Annotated in this window: 15 protein-coding genes; 14 read left to right on the top strand and 1 reads right to left on the bottom strand. The window is 29.3% G+C overall.

Annotated elements, in window-relative coordinates:
* Positions 1–127 precede the first annotated feature (127 nt).
* From KQI16_RS03640 to KQI16_RS03625, 4 genes are all read left to right on the top strand, one after another.
* Positions 128–508, top strand: coding sequence for a desulfoferrodoxin (locus tag KQI16_RS03640; RefSeq protein WP_216432309.1), 381 nt, complete (start codon positions 128–130; stop codon positions 506–508).
* Positions 509–616: 108 nt separating this feature from the next.
* Positions 617–1,777 carry an MFS transporter gene (locus KQI16_RS03635; RefSeq protein ID WP_216432307.1) on the top strand — a complete coding sequence of 387 codons (1,161 nt, stop codon included), beginning with the start codon at positions 617–619 and terminating at the stop codon, positions 1,775–1,777.
* A gap of 97 nt (positions 1,778–1,874) precedes the next feature.
* The gene (locus KQI16_RS03630) at positions 1,875–2,111 is read left to right on the top strand and encodes a TIGR04540 family protein (protein ID WP_216432306.1); all 237 of its coding nucleotides are present in this window, start codon (positions 1,875–1,877) and stop codon (positions 2,109–2,111) included.
* A gap of 81 nt (positions 2,112–2,192) precedes the next feature.
* Positions 2,193–2,816: an NUDIX hydrolase gene (locus KQI16_RS03625; RefSeq protein WP_216432304.1), complete on the top strand. Its 624-nt coding sequence runs from the start codon at positions 2,193–2,195 to the stop codon at positions 2,814–2,816.
* 171 nt (positions 2,817–2,987) lie between these two features.
* On the opposite strand, the gene KQI16_RS03620 is transcribed toward KQI16_RS03625, so the two are convergent.
* Positions 2,988–4,274, bottom strand: a complete 1,287-nt coding sequence (locus KQI16_RS03620; RefSeq protein ID WP_216432302.1) for an NCS2 family permease — start codon at positions 4,272–4,274, stop codon at positions 2,988–2,990.
* A gap of 178 nt (positions 4,275–4,452) precedes the next feature.
* On the opposite strand from KQI16_RS03620, the gene KQI16_RS03615 reads away from it, so the two are divergent.
* The 10 genes from KQI16_RS03615 to KQI16_RS03570 all read left to right on the top strand — a co-directional run bounded on the left by KQI16_RS03615 (position 4,453) and on the right by KQI16_RS03570 (position 16,573).
* The gene (locus tag KQI16_RS03615; protein ID WP_286172862.1) at positions 4,453–5,586 is read left to right on the top strand and encodes a glycosyltransferase family 2 protein; all 1,134 of its coding nucleotides are present in this window, start codon (positions 4,453–4,455) and stop codon (positions 5,584–5,586) included.
* 122 nt (positions 5,587–5,708) lie between these two features.
* Entirely contained in the window at positions 5,709–6,872 is a 1,164-nt protein-coding gene (locus tag KQI16_RS03610) for a galactokinase (RefSeq protein WP_216432300.1), read from the top strand.
* Between the two features lie 12 nt (positions 6,873–6,884).
* Positions 6,885–7,871, top strand: a complete 987-nt coding sequence (galE, locus tag KQI16_RS03605; RefSeq protein ID WP_216432298.1) for a UDP-glucose 4-epimerase GalE — start codon at positions 6,885–6,887, stop codon at positions 7,869–7,871.
* A gap of 8 nt (positions 7,872–7,879) precedes the next feature.
* Positions 7,880–9,403, top strand: coding sequence for a UDP-glucose--hexose-1-phosphate uridylyltransferase (gene galT / locus KQI16_RS03600; RefSeq protein WP_216432296.1), 1,524 nt, complete (start codon positions 7,880–7,882; stop codon positions 9,401–9,403).
* Positions 9,404–9,477: 74 nt separating this feature from the next.
* Complete coding sequence (locus tag KQI16_RS03595; protein WP_216432294.1) at positions 9,478–10,494, top strand: LacI family DNA-binding transcriptional regulator; 1,017 nt, start codon at positions 9,478–9,480, stop codon at positions 10,492–10,494.
* A gap of 25 nt (positions 10,495–10,519) precedes the next feature.
* Complete coding sequence (locus KQI16_RS03590; protein WP_216432291.1) at positions 10,520–13,438, top strand: acyl-CoA dehydratase activase-related protein; 2,919 nt, start codon at positions 10,520–10,522, stop codon at positions 13,436–13,438.
* Between the two features lie 5 nt (positions 13,439–13,443).
* On the top strand, positions 13,444–14,721 hold the full coding sequence (locus KQI16_RS03585; RefSeq protein WP_286172861.1) for a 2-hydroxyacyl-CoA dehydratase: 1,278 nt from the start codon (positions 13,444–13,446) through the stop codon (positions 14,719–14,721).
* Between the two features lie 418 nt (positions 14,722–15,139).
* Positions 15,140–15,424, top strand: coding sequence for a zinc ribbon domain-containing protein (locus tag KQI16_RS03580; protein ID WP_216432289.1), 285 nt, complete (start codon positions 15,140–15,142; stop codon positions 15,422–15,424).
* Between the two features lie 15 nt (positions 15,425–15,439).
* A complete protein-coding gene (locus KQI16_RS03575; protein WP_216432288.1) occupies positions 15,440–15,874 on the top strand; it encodes an NUDIX hydrolase in 435 nt (144 codons plus the stop codon).
* 45 nt (positions 15,875–15,919) lie between these two features.
* The gene (locus tag KQI16_RS03570; protein WP_216432286.1) at positions 15,920–16,573 is read left to right on the top strand and encodes an HAD family hydrolase; all 654 of its coding nucleotides are present in this window, start codon (positions 15,920–15,922) and stop codon (positions 16,571–16,573) included.
* The last annotated feature ends 634 nt before the right edge of the window (positions 16,574–17,207 follow it).

The raw sequence follows: 17,207 nt of genomic DNA, 5'->3' as shown, positions 1-17,207 counted from the left end.
ACCCTGTGATTCCAATATTTCTTATAAATATAAGTTATATCCATGTACTTTATTATGTCAATTATGAAAATCTAAGAATGATTGAGTATATTAAAGAAAATTAAAGATTATAGAGGGAGTGTTTATTATGATTAAAAAATTGGGAATTTATAAATGTGAGGTATGCGGATCCGTAGTAGAAGCTCTAAGAGAAACTGGCGGCAAGTTAGTATGCTGTGGAAAGGAAATGAAGTTATATCAAGAAAATACAGTTGATGCTGCTGTAGAAAAACATGTACCTGTATATGAAGAAAAGGATGGAGTAACATATATTAAAGTTGGAGATGTTGAACATCCAATGCTGGCAGAACATTATATTGAATGGATAGAAGTAATAACAAAAGACGGCAAGGTATATAGACAAGAATTAGACCCAAGTAAGAAACCAGAAGCAGAATTTAAAATAAGTGGAGAAATTGAAAAAATAAGAGAATTATGTAATATTCATGGTTTATGGACTACAAAATAGTTAATTAGCAAAAGGGGCTGTCTTGACAGCCCTTTTAATATGAAATACTAGTATTTCATTGTTTAATAGCAGGCATCCCACTTCTAGTTAAAAAATTGGAGGAATGTAATGAAGAAATATTATAACATAAGCACATTTATTATATTTGGTTTATTTAGTATAATTGTAACTTTTTATTATCCATATTTAAATCAAAATGTAGGATTAAATTTGTCTGATGTTAGTAAGGTTGTAACATTAGGGGCTTTATTTAACATTATTGGACAACCACTCTTAACTAATTTTTATTCAAAGGTAAAAGATAAAAAAAGATTTATAATAAGCTATCTTATAACTGTTTTACTTGCAATTATTGGTTTAATGTTTATTAATTTAGATACAGCAATATATTTTGCCCTTGTTTATGGATTTATTTTAAATTCCCTAGCAGGCATATTCGAAATATATATAGAAGAACTTGCTTCCTTTAGCGGCTTTGAGTTTTCAGATATTAGAAAATGGGGATCTATAGGATATGCTTGTATTGTTTTTCTTGGAGGAATCATAATAAGCACTTTCAGTTATAGGGCATTACATTTATCAGCTTTTGCATTATTAATTATTTTAATGCTGATAATATTATTAAAATTTAGAAATATTAATAGTGATAAGGAAATATCAATAAATTCTAATAAAGTTGAAATAAAAGATTTACTTAAAAATAAAAATGTATTATTTTTATTTTTAGCTGTAGCTTTAGGTATGGGAAGTTATATGGGATTAGATTTTGCTTATTCAACATATTTAGTAGACATTATACAAGATACTAATAAAGCAAACAGCATTTATAGTACATCAATTAGTTTTAGGGTAGTTGTAGAATTCTTTTCCTTTATGATAGTTTCAAAATACGCAAGTAAATTAAACAGTAAAAAATGTTTAATGACTGCATTAGCTATTGCTTCCATTAAAGTATTATTATTCTCAACTGGTAAAGTTACCCTTATAGTTTTAGGGGACCAGCTTCATGGAGTACTATACGGAATATATTTAACATTTTTATTTAAATATTTAAGAGATATCGTTGAAAGTGATTTAGTTGCTATTTCCTTTTCAATTTTATCTGTGCTAAGTACAGGAGGATCTAATTTTATTTACCCTTCTATATATGCATGGCTTCAAAAGAGCTTTGGATATTTTAGTATGTATTTTGCAGGCTTTGTATTTATTATTATTTCATTATTAATATTCTTTGCCTTTTTACCAAATCCTAAAATAAAAAATAATTAGCTTTAGGATTAAAATAAAGAGTATTTACAGAAATTAAAATATAGTTTATATTTAAGTCCATAAATCATATAACTATATATTATAAAAGGAGTTGCAAATGAGAACAAAATATAAAAACCCAAAAGAATTAGGCACCTGCCTAAAGGATTTAGTTGATGCTTATTTAGAAGATCTTCTAAGTGAAGAAAAATTAAGAGAGAAAGTGACTAAGATAGTTGAAGTCAATGGTGAAAGAGCTTATCAGGATGGAAAAATAGAAGCTAAAATCTATCCATACTTAGGAGCTGAGAGAGCAGAAATTATATATAAAATAATAGAAAATAAAGAACTATAAAAGGACTGTCATTGGCAGTCCTTTTAATATAAAATTAATAATATACATTAAAAAGATAGCAGCTTAAATGGGGAGGAATATATGATTAAGGATATTATCAATAAATTAAAAAATAATAATCCATACATTAGCGGCTGGGAAAAAATGAAAAGATCAACAGTAGCAGTGATGCTTCTTGAGATAGAAAATAAATTAAATATAGTTTTTGAAGTCAGGGCTAAATCTATGAAAACTCAGCCTGGAGATATTTCCTTTGTTGGAGGAGGAATAGATGAAGGGGAGGAAGTAGAAGAGGCTCTTTTAAGGGAAATTAAGGAGGAAATAGGGTTAGACAAGGAAGATTATGAAATAATTTGTCCTTTAGATATTCTTGTTACTCATTATAATCAAATAATTCATCCATATTTAGGCTATATAAAGGAAGCTGAAAAAATTAAAATAAATAGGGATGAAGTAGAGGAATTATTGATTATTCCAATAGAAGAATTGTTAAAGACTGAGCCGATTAAAGTAATAAACAAGCTTGAAGTTAATAGAGATAACTTTCCTTACCATTTAATAAATGGTGGTGCTAATTATAAGTTCTATCAAGGAGAAGTAGAAACTTTATTTTATCTTTATAAGGATAAAGTAATATGGGGAATGACAGCAAGGATGCTGGAGGACTTTATAAATATTTATAAAAAGTTAGAATATAAGATATAAGAATAAATGCCAGCTTTATAACTAGATAGAAGGAATTATAAAAAAACTACTAAGCTAAGAGCATATATTAAACTCAAGGCCTTAGTAGTTTTTTATTAATTTATTTATAAATACATTTTAGGTCTTATGTTACATATTATTTTTATTTAAAATTTATCTTAATATAAAACATTATAATGCTGAAAGAAGAAAGTAAATTATAAAAATGATTGAAATAATATACATAGGAAATGAAATTTCTTCTTTCTTTTTAACTATAAGCTTTATTAAAGTATAAGATATAAATCCGAAGGCTATACCATCTATTATGCTAAAGGTGAATGGAATTAAAGCAATAGTTAAAAAAGCAGGAATAGCTTCAGAAATATCTTCAAAATTAATATCTTTTATGCTTTTAACCATTAAGCAGCCTAAAATTATTAATATAGGTGCAATTGCTTCATTAGGTATCAAGGTTAAAAAAGGTATAAAAAGCATAGATATTAAAATTAGGAAAGCGGTAACAATCGAGGTAAAACCTGTCTTTCCGCCAGCTGAAATGCCAGCAGTTCCTTCAACAGTTGACACAGATGGACTTGTTCCTAAAAGTCCACAGGCAATTGTAGATAGGGCAACTGCAATTAAACTTTTATTTTGCTTTTCAGGTGCCTTTAATAAGCCTGTTATCTGTCCATGAAGTATTCCTATATTTTCAAATACTAAAATTAAAGTAAATGAAAAGGTTGCTATCCAGAACTGTGAACTAAAAAGGTTAGTAAAATCTAAGTTAAAGAAAATTGATGAGTATTCCTTAAAATTTGGTAAGGAAAAACCTGATAAATTCAGTTCTGTAAGCCCTAACATAATTGATGAAACAGTACCTATTATTATACTGATTAGGAAGGCTCCTGGTATATTTTTTACAAATAAAAATAGAGTAATAATAAATATTACGATGAAAAATACAACTCTTGGATTATTAAAGGATTGTATTTTTACAAAAGTAGAAGGATCAGCAGCTATAAGACCGCTTTTTTGTAATCCTAAAAAAGTAATAAAAAATCCAATACCAACTGAAATAGCTTCCTTTAAAGATTTTGGTATTGACTTATCTAAGATTTTAGATAAGCTAGTAGATGCAACAATTAAAAATAGCACTCCTGCAGTAAAAACGCTGGCTAAAGCCTGATTAAAATTAAGGCCTAAAGTATTAATTATTGTATAAGTAAATAATGCGTTTATTCCCATTCCTGGCATAATTATAAGTGGAGCATTACTTACAAAAGCTGCAAGTAAACATCCTATAAATGATGCCAAAATGGTTGCAATTATGAGGGGCTCTTGTTTTACACCTCCATCACTTAAAATGCTTGCATTCACTACAATAATATATACTGCAGAGAAATAAGAAGTTAGACCGGCTATTAATTCTGTTTTTAAACTGGTCTTATGTTTTGTAAAATTAAATAATCTCTCCATCCTTTCTTTTAACCTCTTTCTTTTTCCCTCTCCCACCCGCAATTACGCATTAGTATTATATCACATTTTTTTAAAAGTAAACAAACCTTTACAAACTTTTAATTTTTTTTCTTTATTCAATATTAAATTAAGATTTCATAGAATAATAAGAGATTAATTTAATAATGAGGTGTTAATTTTGAAAGGATCAAATATTACAATTAGTTTATGTATGATAGTTAGAGATGAAGAGGCTACTTTGGAAAGGTGCCTATCTTCTGTGGAAGATATTGTAGATGAAATTATTATAGTAGATACAGGTTCTATAGATAATACAAAGGAAATTGCAAAGAAATTTAAGGCAAAAATTTACGATTTTGAATGGATAGAGGATTTTGCTGCAGCAAGAAATTTTGCTTTTAGTAAAGCTTCAATGGATTATGTACTATGGCTTGATGCTGATGATTATATTGATGATATTAATAGGGAAAAATTAAAATTATTAAAAGAAAGTTTAAATAAAAATATAGATTCGGTTACAATGGATTATTCTTTAACCAGGGATGCAGCAGGAAATACCAGTTTCTCTTTAAAAAGAAATAGACTGGTCAAAAGAGAAAGAAATTTTCAATGGATTGGAAGAGTTCATGAGTATCTGGAAGTATTTGGAAATATTTTAGACAGTGATATAACAATTATACATGATAAGCTAAAGGCTGCCACTGATAGAAATTTAAAAATATTTTTAAAGATGATAGAAGATAAGCTGGCCTTTAGCCCAAGAGACAGGTATTATTTTGCAAATGAACTTTATTATAATGGCCGTTATGAGGAGGCAATTAGCAATTATGAATTATTTTTATCAGAAAACAAGGGCTGGATTGAAGACAATAAAGCTGCTTATAATAATTTGATTAGGTGCTATAGAATACAAGGAAATGATGAAATGGCAACAAATACTATATTAAGATATTTAAAGGAATATAAACCTACAGGGGAAATATGCTGTAGTCTGGCAGATATTTTTAGCAGTCATAATAAAATAGAAGAAGCAATTTTTTGGTATGAGGCTGCTTTAAGATGTGAGTCAGCAGATCATCATTTAGGTTTTAATAATAAGGCATATTATACCTGGGTGCCTGCCCTAAATTTAACTGTTTGTTATTCTAAGATAGAAAATTACGAAAAAGCTTATTATTATAACGAATTAGCAGCTTTACATGGTGGCGATATAAATAAAGTTAACTATAATAGAAGATATTTTCAACATAAATTTTCAGAGTTAAAAAAAGAACTTCCAAAGTTAAAGATAGATTTAAATTTTGATAAATAATTTTAGTAAAAAAACAATAAAATATAGTAAAAATACAAGTAAAAATTAAGTAAAAAATAATTGAAAATGTTTTCTTTTTCTGCTAAAATTATCTTATAAAAAATGAAAGGGGAAACTTTATTATGAGAGAAAATATTATAAAGGGTTTTGAAAAAATTTTTGGCTATTCTGAAAAGGTGAGGACCTTTTTTTCACCAGGAAGAGTAAACTTAATAGGAGAGCATACTGATTATAATGGAGGTAATGTTTTTCCTTGTGCCTTAAGCTTTGGTACCTATGGAGTTGTTGCTCTTAGAGAGGATAAAGTTGTAAGAATGTATTCAGAAAATTTTACTGAAATAGGAGTTATAGAATTTAATTTAGATACTATAAAATATGAAAAAGAACATGACTGGGTTAATTACCCAAAAGGTGTACTAGATGTTATAATGAAAAATGATTATAATATTGAAAGAGGCTTTGATGCATATATTTATGGAAACATACCAAATGGAGCCGGCTTATCTTCTTCTGCTTCCTTAGAATTACTAATTGGAGTAATGATGGATGAATTATTTAATTTAAAACTTGATAGAGTTCAATTAGTAAAATATGCTCAAGAAGCAGAAAATAAATTTGTAGGTGTTAACTGTGGAATTATGGATCAGTTTGCAATTGGAATGGGTAAAAAAGATAATGCAATTTTATTAGACTGCAATAGTTTAAAATATTCCTATGTTCCTTTAGAACTAAAGGATTTAGTATTAGTAATAGGTAATACTAATAAAAGAAGAGGTTTAGCAGATTCAAAATATAATGAAAGAAGATCACAATGTGAAACAGCTCTTTCAGAACTACAAAAAGTATTAAACATAAATTCCCTAGGAGAACTTACTATTGAAGAATTTGAAAATAATAAGTATCTAATTACTGATGAAATTAACAGAAAAAGAGCAAAACATGCTGTATATGAAAATCAAAGAACTCTAAAAGCTAAGGAAGCGTTAAATAATGGAGATTTAGTTACATTTGGAAAGTTAATGAATGAATCTCATATTTCCTTAAGAGATGATTATGAAGTAACTGGTATTGAGCTAGATACCTTAGTAGAACTTTCATGGAAGCATGAAGGAACCTTAGGCTCTAGAATGACAGGTGCAGGTTTTGGAGGATGTACAATATCTTTAGTTAAAAAAGATAAAGTAGAAGATTTTATAAATAAAGTTGGACAAGGATATAAAGAAAAAATAGGATACGAAGTTAGTTTCTATATAGCAAATGTAGGAGATGGAACTAGAGAAATTTAGGAGGTAATAGAAATGATTTTAGTTTGTGGTGGAGCAGGATATATAGGAAGTCATGCAGTATATCAATTAATAGAAAAGGGAGAAGAAGTTGTTGTTGTAGACAATCTTGAAACAGGTCATATAGAATCTGTTCATAAGCAAGCTAGATTTTATAATGTAGACATAAGAAATGAAGAAGAGTTAGATAAGGTATTTAAGGAAAATGACATTACAGAAGTAATACATTTTGCAGCAAATTCTCTAGTTGGGGAAAGTATGACAAATCCATTAAAGTATTACAACAATAATGTTCATGGAACAGAAGTATTACTAAAGGTAATGATAAAGAATAATGTTAAGAAAATAGTATTTTCTTCAACAGCTGCTACTTATGGCGAAGTTGAAAAGATGCCGATAACTGAAAATGATAGAACAGAGCCTACAAATGCTTATGGTGAAACAAAATTGGCAATGGAAAAAATGATGAAGTGGTGTGATACTGCTTATGGATTAAAATATGTTGCCTTAAGATATTTTAATGTAGCAGGAGCTCATGTAAGTGGGACTATTGGAGAGGCTCATAATCCAGAAACTCATTTAATTCCATTAATATTACAAGTACCCCTTGGAAAAAGAGAATTTATTTCAATTTATGGGGATGACTATGATACAGAAGATGGAACTTGTATAAGAGATTATATTCATGTAACAGACTTAGCAAATGCTCATATTCTTGCTGTAGAATATTTAAGGGCAGGGAACAGTAGCGACGTATTTAATTTAGGAAACGGTAATGGTTTCTCAGTAAAGGAAATGATTGAGGCTGCTAGAAGAGTTACTGGTCATGAAATCCCAGCTAAAGTTTGTGAAAGAAGGGCCGGAGATCCAGCTAGACTAATAGCTTCAGCAGAAAAAGCTAAAAAGATTTTAAAATGGGAGCCAAAATTTACAAATTTAGAAGATATAATAGCTTCAGCATGGAACTGGCATAAAAATAATCCTAATGGCTTTGAAAAGTAGGTGAAACTATGGGAATTTATAGAGAAATTGAAAGACTGTTAATATATGGACTAAAAAAGGAATTATTCACTGAGGATGATAAGATTTTTGTAAGAAATAGCTTATTAGATATTTTAAATCTAGACAGCTATGAAGAAATAAGGGAAGAAGAATTAAAGCTTCTAGAAAAGGAAGAACTTGAAACACCTACTGAAATCTTAAATAATATTTTAAATTACGCTTATGAAAACAAGGTTTTAGAATCTAACACACCTGTATATAGGGATTTATTAGATACAAAAATAATGGCTGCTTTAATGCCAAGACCTTCTGAAGTTATTAGAAAGTTTAATGAAAAATATAATCTTTCAAAAAAAGAAGCTACAGATTATTTTTATAAATTAAGCAAAGCCTGTGATTATATTAGAACTGACAGAATAGCTCAAAACATGGTTTGGAAAAGTAAAACCCAATATGGAGATATAGATATAACAATAAATTTATCAAAGCCTGAAAAGGATCCTAAGGCAATAGCGGCAGCTAAAAATCTGCCTCAAGGAAATTATCCAAAATGTTTATTATGTAAAGAAAATGTAGGATATAAGGGAAGGTTAAATCATCCTGCAAGGCAAAATTTAAGAATAATTCCTCTGATTTTAAGTGATGAAAGATGGTATTTACAATATTCTCCTTATTCCTACTATAATGAGCATTGCATAGTATTTTCAGATAAACATGAACCAATGAAAATTACAAAGAAGACCTTTGATAGACTGTTAGAGTTTGTAGAAAAATTCCCACATTATTTTATAGGCTCTAATGCAGATTTGCCTATAGTAGGGGGTTCAATTTTAACTCATGACCACTATCAAGGTGGAGCCTATGAATTTCCAATGAACAAGGCAGAGGATATTTGTAAATTTAATTTTAACGATATAAGTCTGTCTATTGTTAAATGGCCTTTAACTGTGTTAAGATTAAAAGGAAAAGACAGACAAAAAATAAGTGAATTGGCAAATAAACTTTTAGAACATTGGAGAAACTATACTGATGAGGAAGCAGGAGTTTATGCTGAAACTAATAATGAGAAGCATAATACAATAACTCCTATAGCAAGAAGAGAGAAGGACTTATTTGTATTAGATTTGGTATTAAGAAACAATAGAACTAGTGAAGAACATCCAGATGGAATTTTTCATCCTCACAAGGAACTTCATCATATAAAGAAGGAAAATATAGGACTAATTGAAGTTCTAGGATTAGCTGTTCTTCCTGCAAGATTAAAAGATGAAATGGAAATGCTAAAGCCATATCTGCTTGGAGAAAAGGTTAATATATACGAAGACGAGGTTATGAAAATTCATGGAGATTGGTGCCATGAAATACAGAAAAAACACACAAATATTAATAAAGACAATGTAGATGAAATAATAAGAGATGAAATAGGGGAAGTCTTTACTAAGGTTCTAGAACATTGCGGTGTTTTAAAAATAAATGATACTAAGGCTATTGAGAGATATTTAGATAGTCTTAAATTAATAATTAATAACTAAGGGGCTGTCACTGACAGCCCCTTAATATAAATTTTTAATTTCGGATGTGCTTACTATGTTGGAGGTGATAAAATATGGCAACAATCAAGGATATAGCTGCAAAAGCGAAGGTTTCAATTTCTACTGTTTCTAGAATATTAAATTTTGATGCCAGCTTAAATGTTTCAGAAGATACTAGAGTTAGAGTACTAAGAATTGCGGAAGAAATGAATTATGTGACTTTAAAGGAAAGAAAAAATAAAAGCAAAAATTATACGATAGGTATAATTACCTCTTATACTGAAAGTAAAGAATTAAGCGATCCATATTTTTTATCTATAAGAATGGCTATTGAAAAACATTGTTTAAAAAATAATGTAGAGTTTAAAACTCTATTTTTAAATAAAGTAATATCAAATAATGTTAAGGAATATAAAGATATAGATGGAATCATGGCAATAGGAATATTTCAAGAAGAGGAAATAAGAACACTAAAGAAGATCTCTTCAAACATTATATTTATAGATTCATCTCCCGAAGAATGGGAATTTGATTCTATAGTTGTGGATTTAAAATATGGCTCAATAAAAGCCCTAGAATACTTATATAGTTTAGGCCATAAAAATATTGGCTATATAGGAGCAAAAGTTGTACCTCATAGTAATGAAAATGGCGAGGAATTAATAAACTATAGAGAATTGGCTTATAGAAATTTTATGGCTAAAATGGATAATTTAAGAGAAGAGTGGATTTTTAAAGGATATTTTAATCCTGAGGATGGATACAAGCTGATGAAGGAGGCTTTAAAACTAGAAAATATACCAACGGCCTTTTTCATTGCCAGCGATCCAATGGCAATTGGGGCATATAAGGCTATTTATGAGGAAGGATATAAAATACCTGAAGATATTAGCATTGTTGGTTTTGATGATATTGCCACAACCCAGTACTTAACTCCTGCTTTAACAACGGTCAAAGTATATACAGAATTTATGGGAGAAACTGCTTTAAATACAATAATGGAAAGAATTAAGGAAGAACGAACTATAAGTAAAAAGATTGTTCTTCCAGTAAAACTAGTAGAAAGAGACAGCTGTAAAAAAATAAAGTAAACTTTTTAATGGAGATGAGATTTATATGGTATATAGGCTTGGTATAGATGCAGGATCAACTACAGTAAAACTTGTAATATTAAATGAAGAGGACAAGGTTATATACAAAAGTTATAGAAGGCATCTAACTAAAGTTAGAGAAACAATTTTAGAAGAATTAGAAAATGTTAAGAATATTATTAAGGATAAGGAGCTTAAAGTTGCAATAACAGGTTCTTCAGGCTATGGAGTTGCAAATGATTCAAATATAGCCTTTGTGCAAGAAGTTTTTGCAACAACTATTGCTGTTAAGAAGAAGTTTAATGAAATAGATGTTGTTATAGAACTTGGAGGAGAAGATGCCAAAATAATATTCTTAACAAATGGTTTAGAAGAGAGAATGAATTCCAGCTGTGCAGGGGGTACAGGTGCATTTATAGATCAAATGGCTAATCTTATGGGAATTACAGTGGAAGAATTAGATAAGCTAAGCGAAGATTATAAATGCATCTATCCAATTGCCTCAAGATGTGGAGTTTTTGCTAAAACGGATATTCAGCCATTGTTAAATCAAGGAGCAAGGAAGGAAGACATAGCAGCAAGTGTTTATGATGCCATAGTTAATCAAACTATAGGGGGATTAGCTCAAGGAAGAGAAATAAAAGGAAAAATATTATTCTTAGGAGGTCCTTTAACCTTTTCTAAAGGCTTAAGGGATAGGTTTATTTTAAATCTAAATTTAAATAATGAAGATGCTATCCTTCCTGAGGATGCAGAAGTTTTTGTTGCACTAGGAGCAGCTTATTATTCTGGCAATGAAAAAAAAGTTTATAGCTATGCCAGCTTAAAGAATGCTTTATTAAATAAAGATGGAAAAGTACAAAAATCAATTAACTTAATTCAGCCCCTATTTAAAGATGGAGAAGAATATAGGGAATTTATAGAAAGACATGATAAGGCAAGGGTTAATGAACTAGATATAAATAATTTTAATGGGGATGTATATTTAGGCATAGATGCAGGAAGTACCACAACAAAATTATTATTAATTGATGATGATGCTAATATAGTTTATAAATATTATACTCATAATAAAGGAAATCCTGTAGATGTTGTTAAGGAGCAGTTAAACTTTATATATGAAAACTATGGAGACAAAATTAAGATAAAGGGAAGTTCTGTTACTGGTTATGGGGAAGAACTTATTAAGCAGGGCTTTAATCTTGACTTTGGAATTGTAGAAACCTTAGCCCATTACATAGCAGCCAGTAAATTTAATAAGGATGTGGATTATATTTTAGATATTGGTGGTCAAGACATAAAATGCTTTGAAATAGAAAAAGGGGCAATAAAAAGCATAGTTTTAAATGAAGCTTGTTCATCTGGCTGCGGTTCCTTTATTGAATCCTTTGCTCATTCCCTTGGATATGACGTAGAAAGCTTCTCAAATCTTGGCTTATTTTCAAAACATCCTGCTGATTTAGGTTCTAGATGTACTGTTTTTATGAATTCTTCAGTTAAACAAGCCCAAAAGGATGGAGCAACTATTGAAGATATATCAGCGGGGCTTTCCATTAGTGTAGTTAAAAACGCTCTATACAAGGTAATTAGAAAGAAAAACTTAGGTAATAATATCCTGGTTCAAGGTGGGACTTTATGCAATAATGCAATTTTAAGAAGTCTAGAACTGGAACTTGGACAAAAGGTTATAAGAACTAATATTTCAGGTCTTATGGGAGCTTATGGTGCTGCCTTATACGCAAAAGAGAAAAAATTGGACAAGTCCTCTATAATAACTAATGAGGAATTAAGAAACTTTGTGCATAGCTCAAAGGCTGCAAAATGCGGCTTATGTACAAATCACTGCAACTTAACAATAAATACTTTCACAGGCAAAAGAAGATATATATCAGGAAATAATTGTTCTAGGCCCTTAGGAAAGGAAAAGTTAAATGAGCTTCCTAATTTATATGATTATAAATTTAATAAATTATTAAGCTATTCAAACAATGATGGAAGGAAGGGGACTATAGGAATTCCTATGGTTTTAAATATGTATGAAAACCTGCCTTTCTTTGTTAGATTATTTAATGAATTAGGAATAAAGGTAATATTATCTGATCTTTCTTCAAAGAAATTATATTTATCAGGCCAGCATACTATACCTTCTGATACAGCCTGCTACCCAGCTAAATTAACTCATGGGCATATTGAAAGCTTAATGAATAAGGATGTTAAAAATATTTTTTATCCAGCAATGTCTTATAATTTTGATGAGGGTATATCTGATGATAATTATAATTGTCCAGTTGTAGCATATTATCCTGAAGTTATTAAAAATAATGTAAGCAGGATAAAGTCTTATAATTTTATAAGTCCTTATTTAGATTTAAATTCTAAAAAGAGTACAGTAGAAAATTTATATAAATCCTTAAAGGATAACTTTGAATGGATTAAAAAGAGAGATATTTCTAAGGCCTATGATATGGCTATTGAAGAGTATAAAAAATATAAACAAGATATATTAAAAAAGGGAAGAGAAGCAGTAGAATATGCAAAAGCAAAGGGCTTACTCACAGTAATTTTAGCCGGCAGGCCTTATCATATAGATAAGGAAATAAATCATGGCATTTATAAGTTATTTAGTTCATTAGACATTGTGGTTTTAACAGAGGATTCTATTCCTATAGATAAGGAAAACTTAAAGGTTCAAATTCTAAATCAATGGACTTATCAAGCAAGGCTTTTTAACGCAGCAAATTATGTAGTAAATCATGATAATATGGAATTAGTTCAATTAGTTTCCTTTGGTTGTGGAACAGATGCAATAATAGCAGATGAATTAAAAGGAATATTACAGAAAAATGGAAGACTATATACCCAGATAAAGATTGACGAAACAAGCAACTTAGGAGCATCAAAAATTAGAATTAGAAGTATGGTTGAAGCAATTAGAAATAGGTGATAGGTATGAATAGTGAATTTAAAATAATGCCAAAAGAAATTGAAACTAATGATTATATTAGATTTACCAAGGAGATGAAGAAGAATTATAAGATCTTGGCACCTAATATGCTGCCAATGCATTTTAAATTATTGGGTAAGGTTTTAAAGGATGATGGCTTCGATATAGAGTTTTTAGAGGATGATGTAAGGGATATAATCGAAGAAGGATTAAAGTATTCAAATAATGATATATGCTATCCAGCAATGATAGTTATAGGGCAGTTTATAAGTGCCTTAAAAAGTGGGAGATATGATATAAATAAAACAGCAGTCTTAATGACCCAAACTGGGGGAGGCTGCAGGGCATCTAATTATATCCATTTAATTAGAAAGGCTTTAGAAAATAGCGGCTTTAAGGAGGTACCTGCTATAGGATTAAGTGCTTCGAAAATAGAAGATCATCCGGGTATTAATTTTTCACCAGAGCTTATTATTAAAATGTTTCATGCAATTATTTATGGTGATTTATTAATGTGCCTTTATAATCAGGTAAAGCCCTATGAAATTAGAGAAAATGATGCTGACAGAGTTTTGGAAGATACAGTAGAGTATTTGAAAAATACTTTTAATACTAAAGCTTATTTAAAAGTGGACAAGATTTCAAAGGAAGTAATAAATAGATTTAATAGTGTAAAAATAAAGAAGACTGATAAAATTAAAGTTGGAATAGTTGGCGAAATTTATATGAAGTATTCTAGAATGGGTAATAATAATCTAGAAGAATTTCTAATAAAAGAAGGAGCAGAAGTAGTTCAATCAGGTCTAATGGATTTTATCAATTACTGTATTATTGATAATATTATGGACTACAAATTATATAAAAAGAATTTTAAAAGGGCCGAATTAGCAAAAATGCTTTATAAGATAGTATTAAAAATTCAAAGAAAAGTAAATGCTAATATTGAAAAATATTCAACTTTTAGGGCGCCAACAGATTTTGAAGAATTAAGAAAATTAACTGAGGGTTATATTAGTCAGGGAGTAAAGATGGGTGAAGGCTGGCTCCTAGTTGCAAATATGCTGGAGCTTATAAATATAGGAGCTAAAAACATAGTATGTGCCCAGCCTTTTGGATGCCTGCCAAACCATATTTGCGGAAGAGGTGCCATAAGAAAGATAGTAGACAAAAACCCAGATGCTAATATTGTTGTTATTGACTATGATCCTTCCCAATCGGTAATAAATCAAGAAAATAGAATAAAGCTTATGCTTTCAAATGCGAAATTAAATTCCTACTTATAAAGGATTGGGAAGCAATCTTTTAGTTTGCAGTAACTGTGAACTAATAAAAAGTGTGAATATAAATTGGAGAAGATAAACAGGATAAGTTAAATAAGCATATATTGAGCCTAGTACTTCTTTACGCAATAATTCGCTTATTGAACTTATCTTGTTATCTAGCCTTAATATTCACAATCTTAATAAATTTAACTCTTAAAGTTTTCTTCAGCTTAGTTTTTATAGTTATATGCTATCTAATATTTTAGATTTTAAACTAATTAAATTGGGCAAGTTGGCTGTAGAGTAGGAGTTGGCCCAAACTTTTGGTAAGCACTTATAAAACATATTAAGGCAATAAGTTCAGATATCTAACTATCTGTAAATTCTTATTGCAAGTTAATTTAAGAGTTAGTTCAGATATACGAAAGGATTGATATATATGGAAAAAGTAAGTATGTGTCAAAGTTGTTCTTTACCATTTAATGAGGAACATGCTCATTTTATAGTAAAAGAAGCAGACGGAAGTCAGTCAATTTATTGTACAAATTGCTATAAAGATGGGAAATTCCTTCAGCCAAACTTAACTATGGAAGAAATGATTGAAATTCTTGTACCTATTTTAGGAAGATCCCTTGGGGAAGAAAAGGCTAGGGAAGAATTAAGCAGGGTAATACCAACTCTTGAACGTTGGAGGAAAGAAAATAAAGGTTTAAGAAATCCTTAGAGGAAGAGAAGAATAATGATCAAAGTAAGCTTTAAGGAATTAGGCTCTATAGAAGATAGTAAATTAAAATTTGTTGCAATTGTAACAAGATATAAAGATAAATGGCTTTATGTTAGACATAAGGAAAGAACTACATGGGAAATTCCTGGTGGCCATAGGGAAGAAAATGAAAGCATCAGCTATGCTGCTTCAAGGGAATTATTTGAGGAAGCTGGAGCAATAAAATATAAAATAATTCCAATATGCGAGTATGCTATAGAAAGCGATGAAAATCCTTACTTTACAGAATCCTTTGGAGGACTATTTTATGCTAAAGTAGAGGAATTAAATAATAAGTTTGATTTTGAGATAGGAGAAATTAAATTATTTGAAGATATCCCAGAAAATTTAACTTATCCATTAATTCAGCCCCTTTTACATAAAAAGGTAATAGAATTTTTAAAAGAATAATAATACTTAAGTAACGAAATAGTAGGTTGGAGGTAAGTTAAAACCATGATAAAGGCAGTAATATTTGATTTAGATGGGCTCTTAATTGATAGTGAAGTAATTTCCTATAAAATTTATAAGGAATTTTTAGGGGAATTCGGATATGATTATAGTTTAGAAGAATATGCCCAAAATTATAGTGGAAAGACGGAAAGAGTTAATGTAACTAATCTTATAGATAGATATAAACTTCCTTTAAGCCTTGAAAGGGGATTAGAAATTGTAATGAAAAAAGAAGCCAGCTATCTTTCAAAGGGAGTAGATTTAAAAGCTGGAGCTGAAAAATTACTAGCCTATTTAAAAGAAAAGGGCTTTAAAATTGCAATGGCCTCTTCAAGTAAGGAAGACAGGGCTTTGAATATTTTAAAATATCACAATATAATTAATTATTTTGATGAATTTGTATTTGGGCATGAAGTAAAAAAGGGCAAGCCTAATCCAGATATTTTTCAAAAAGCCTGTGAAAAACTATCTTTAAAGCCTGAGGAATGTTTAGTTTTAGAAGATAGTGAAGCAGGAATAAAAGCTGCCTATTCGGCTAAAATTCCTGTAATCTGCATTCCTGATATGAAAATTCCAAGTGAAGAATATTTAAATATGACAACAAAAGTATTAAATTCTCTAGAAGAAGTAATAAATTTTATAGAAGGAAATAAATAAATTGGAAATTATTAAAAACTAATTTTAAAGTGAAGATAATTAAAGAATAAAGAGGATTCTTGTTTATTTAGGGAGTAAGTAAAGTTACTCCTTTTTTATATTCATATTAAACAAAAGTTAATAAAAATATTTCATTTTCTCTGATGATAATTAAAGGCTAATGTAGTATACTTTATAGGTAAAAATAAATTGAATTCATATATTAGATATATGATAGGAGGAAAAATGGGATTAACTAAACATTACTTTGTAATAAATCCTAAGGCAGGAAAAGTTGATGTTTCAGAGAAATTAAGAAAAAAATAGAGAGCTTATTTAAAGAACTTAATGAGGAATATAGGATTTATATTACAAAGGGCAAGGAAGATGCAAAAAGATTTTGTAAAGAAATATGTGAAAGAGGATTGTGTTAAATAAATATGAAAAAATAGCGTAGCTATTCGTATAATTACACAAGATTACACAGTTTTTTATGTAATTTAAATTAATAAACTATAATCATACTGGAGTTATGAAAAAAAGGCATGCCGAAGGCACCTACGTAAAACTTAAAAAATGTAGGTGTATTAAGAATATATGGTTTATTTGAAAATTAAGCAGACAGAAGCCAGTTATTAATATTTTTTTCATCAAC

The organism is Caproiciproducens sp. MSJ-32, from assembly GCF_018918055.1.
In the GTDB taxonomy this organism is placed as follows: domain Bacteria; phylum Bacillota; class Clostridia; order Clostridiales; family Clostridiaceae; genus Clostridium.
The sequence above is the reverse complement of the archived record's forward strand: the minus strand, read 5'-3'. Positions and strand labels throughout refer to the sequence as shown.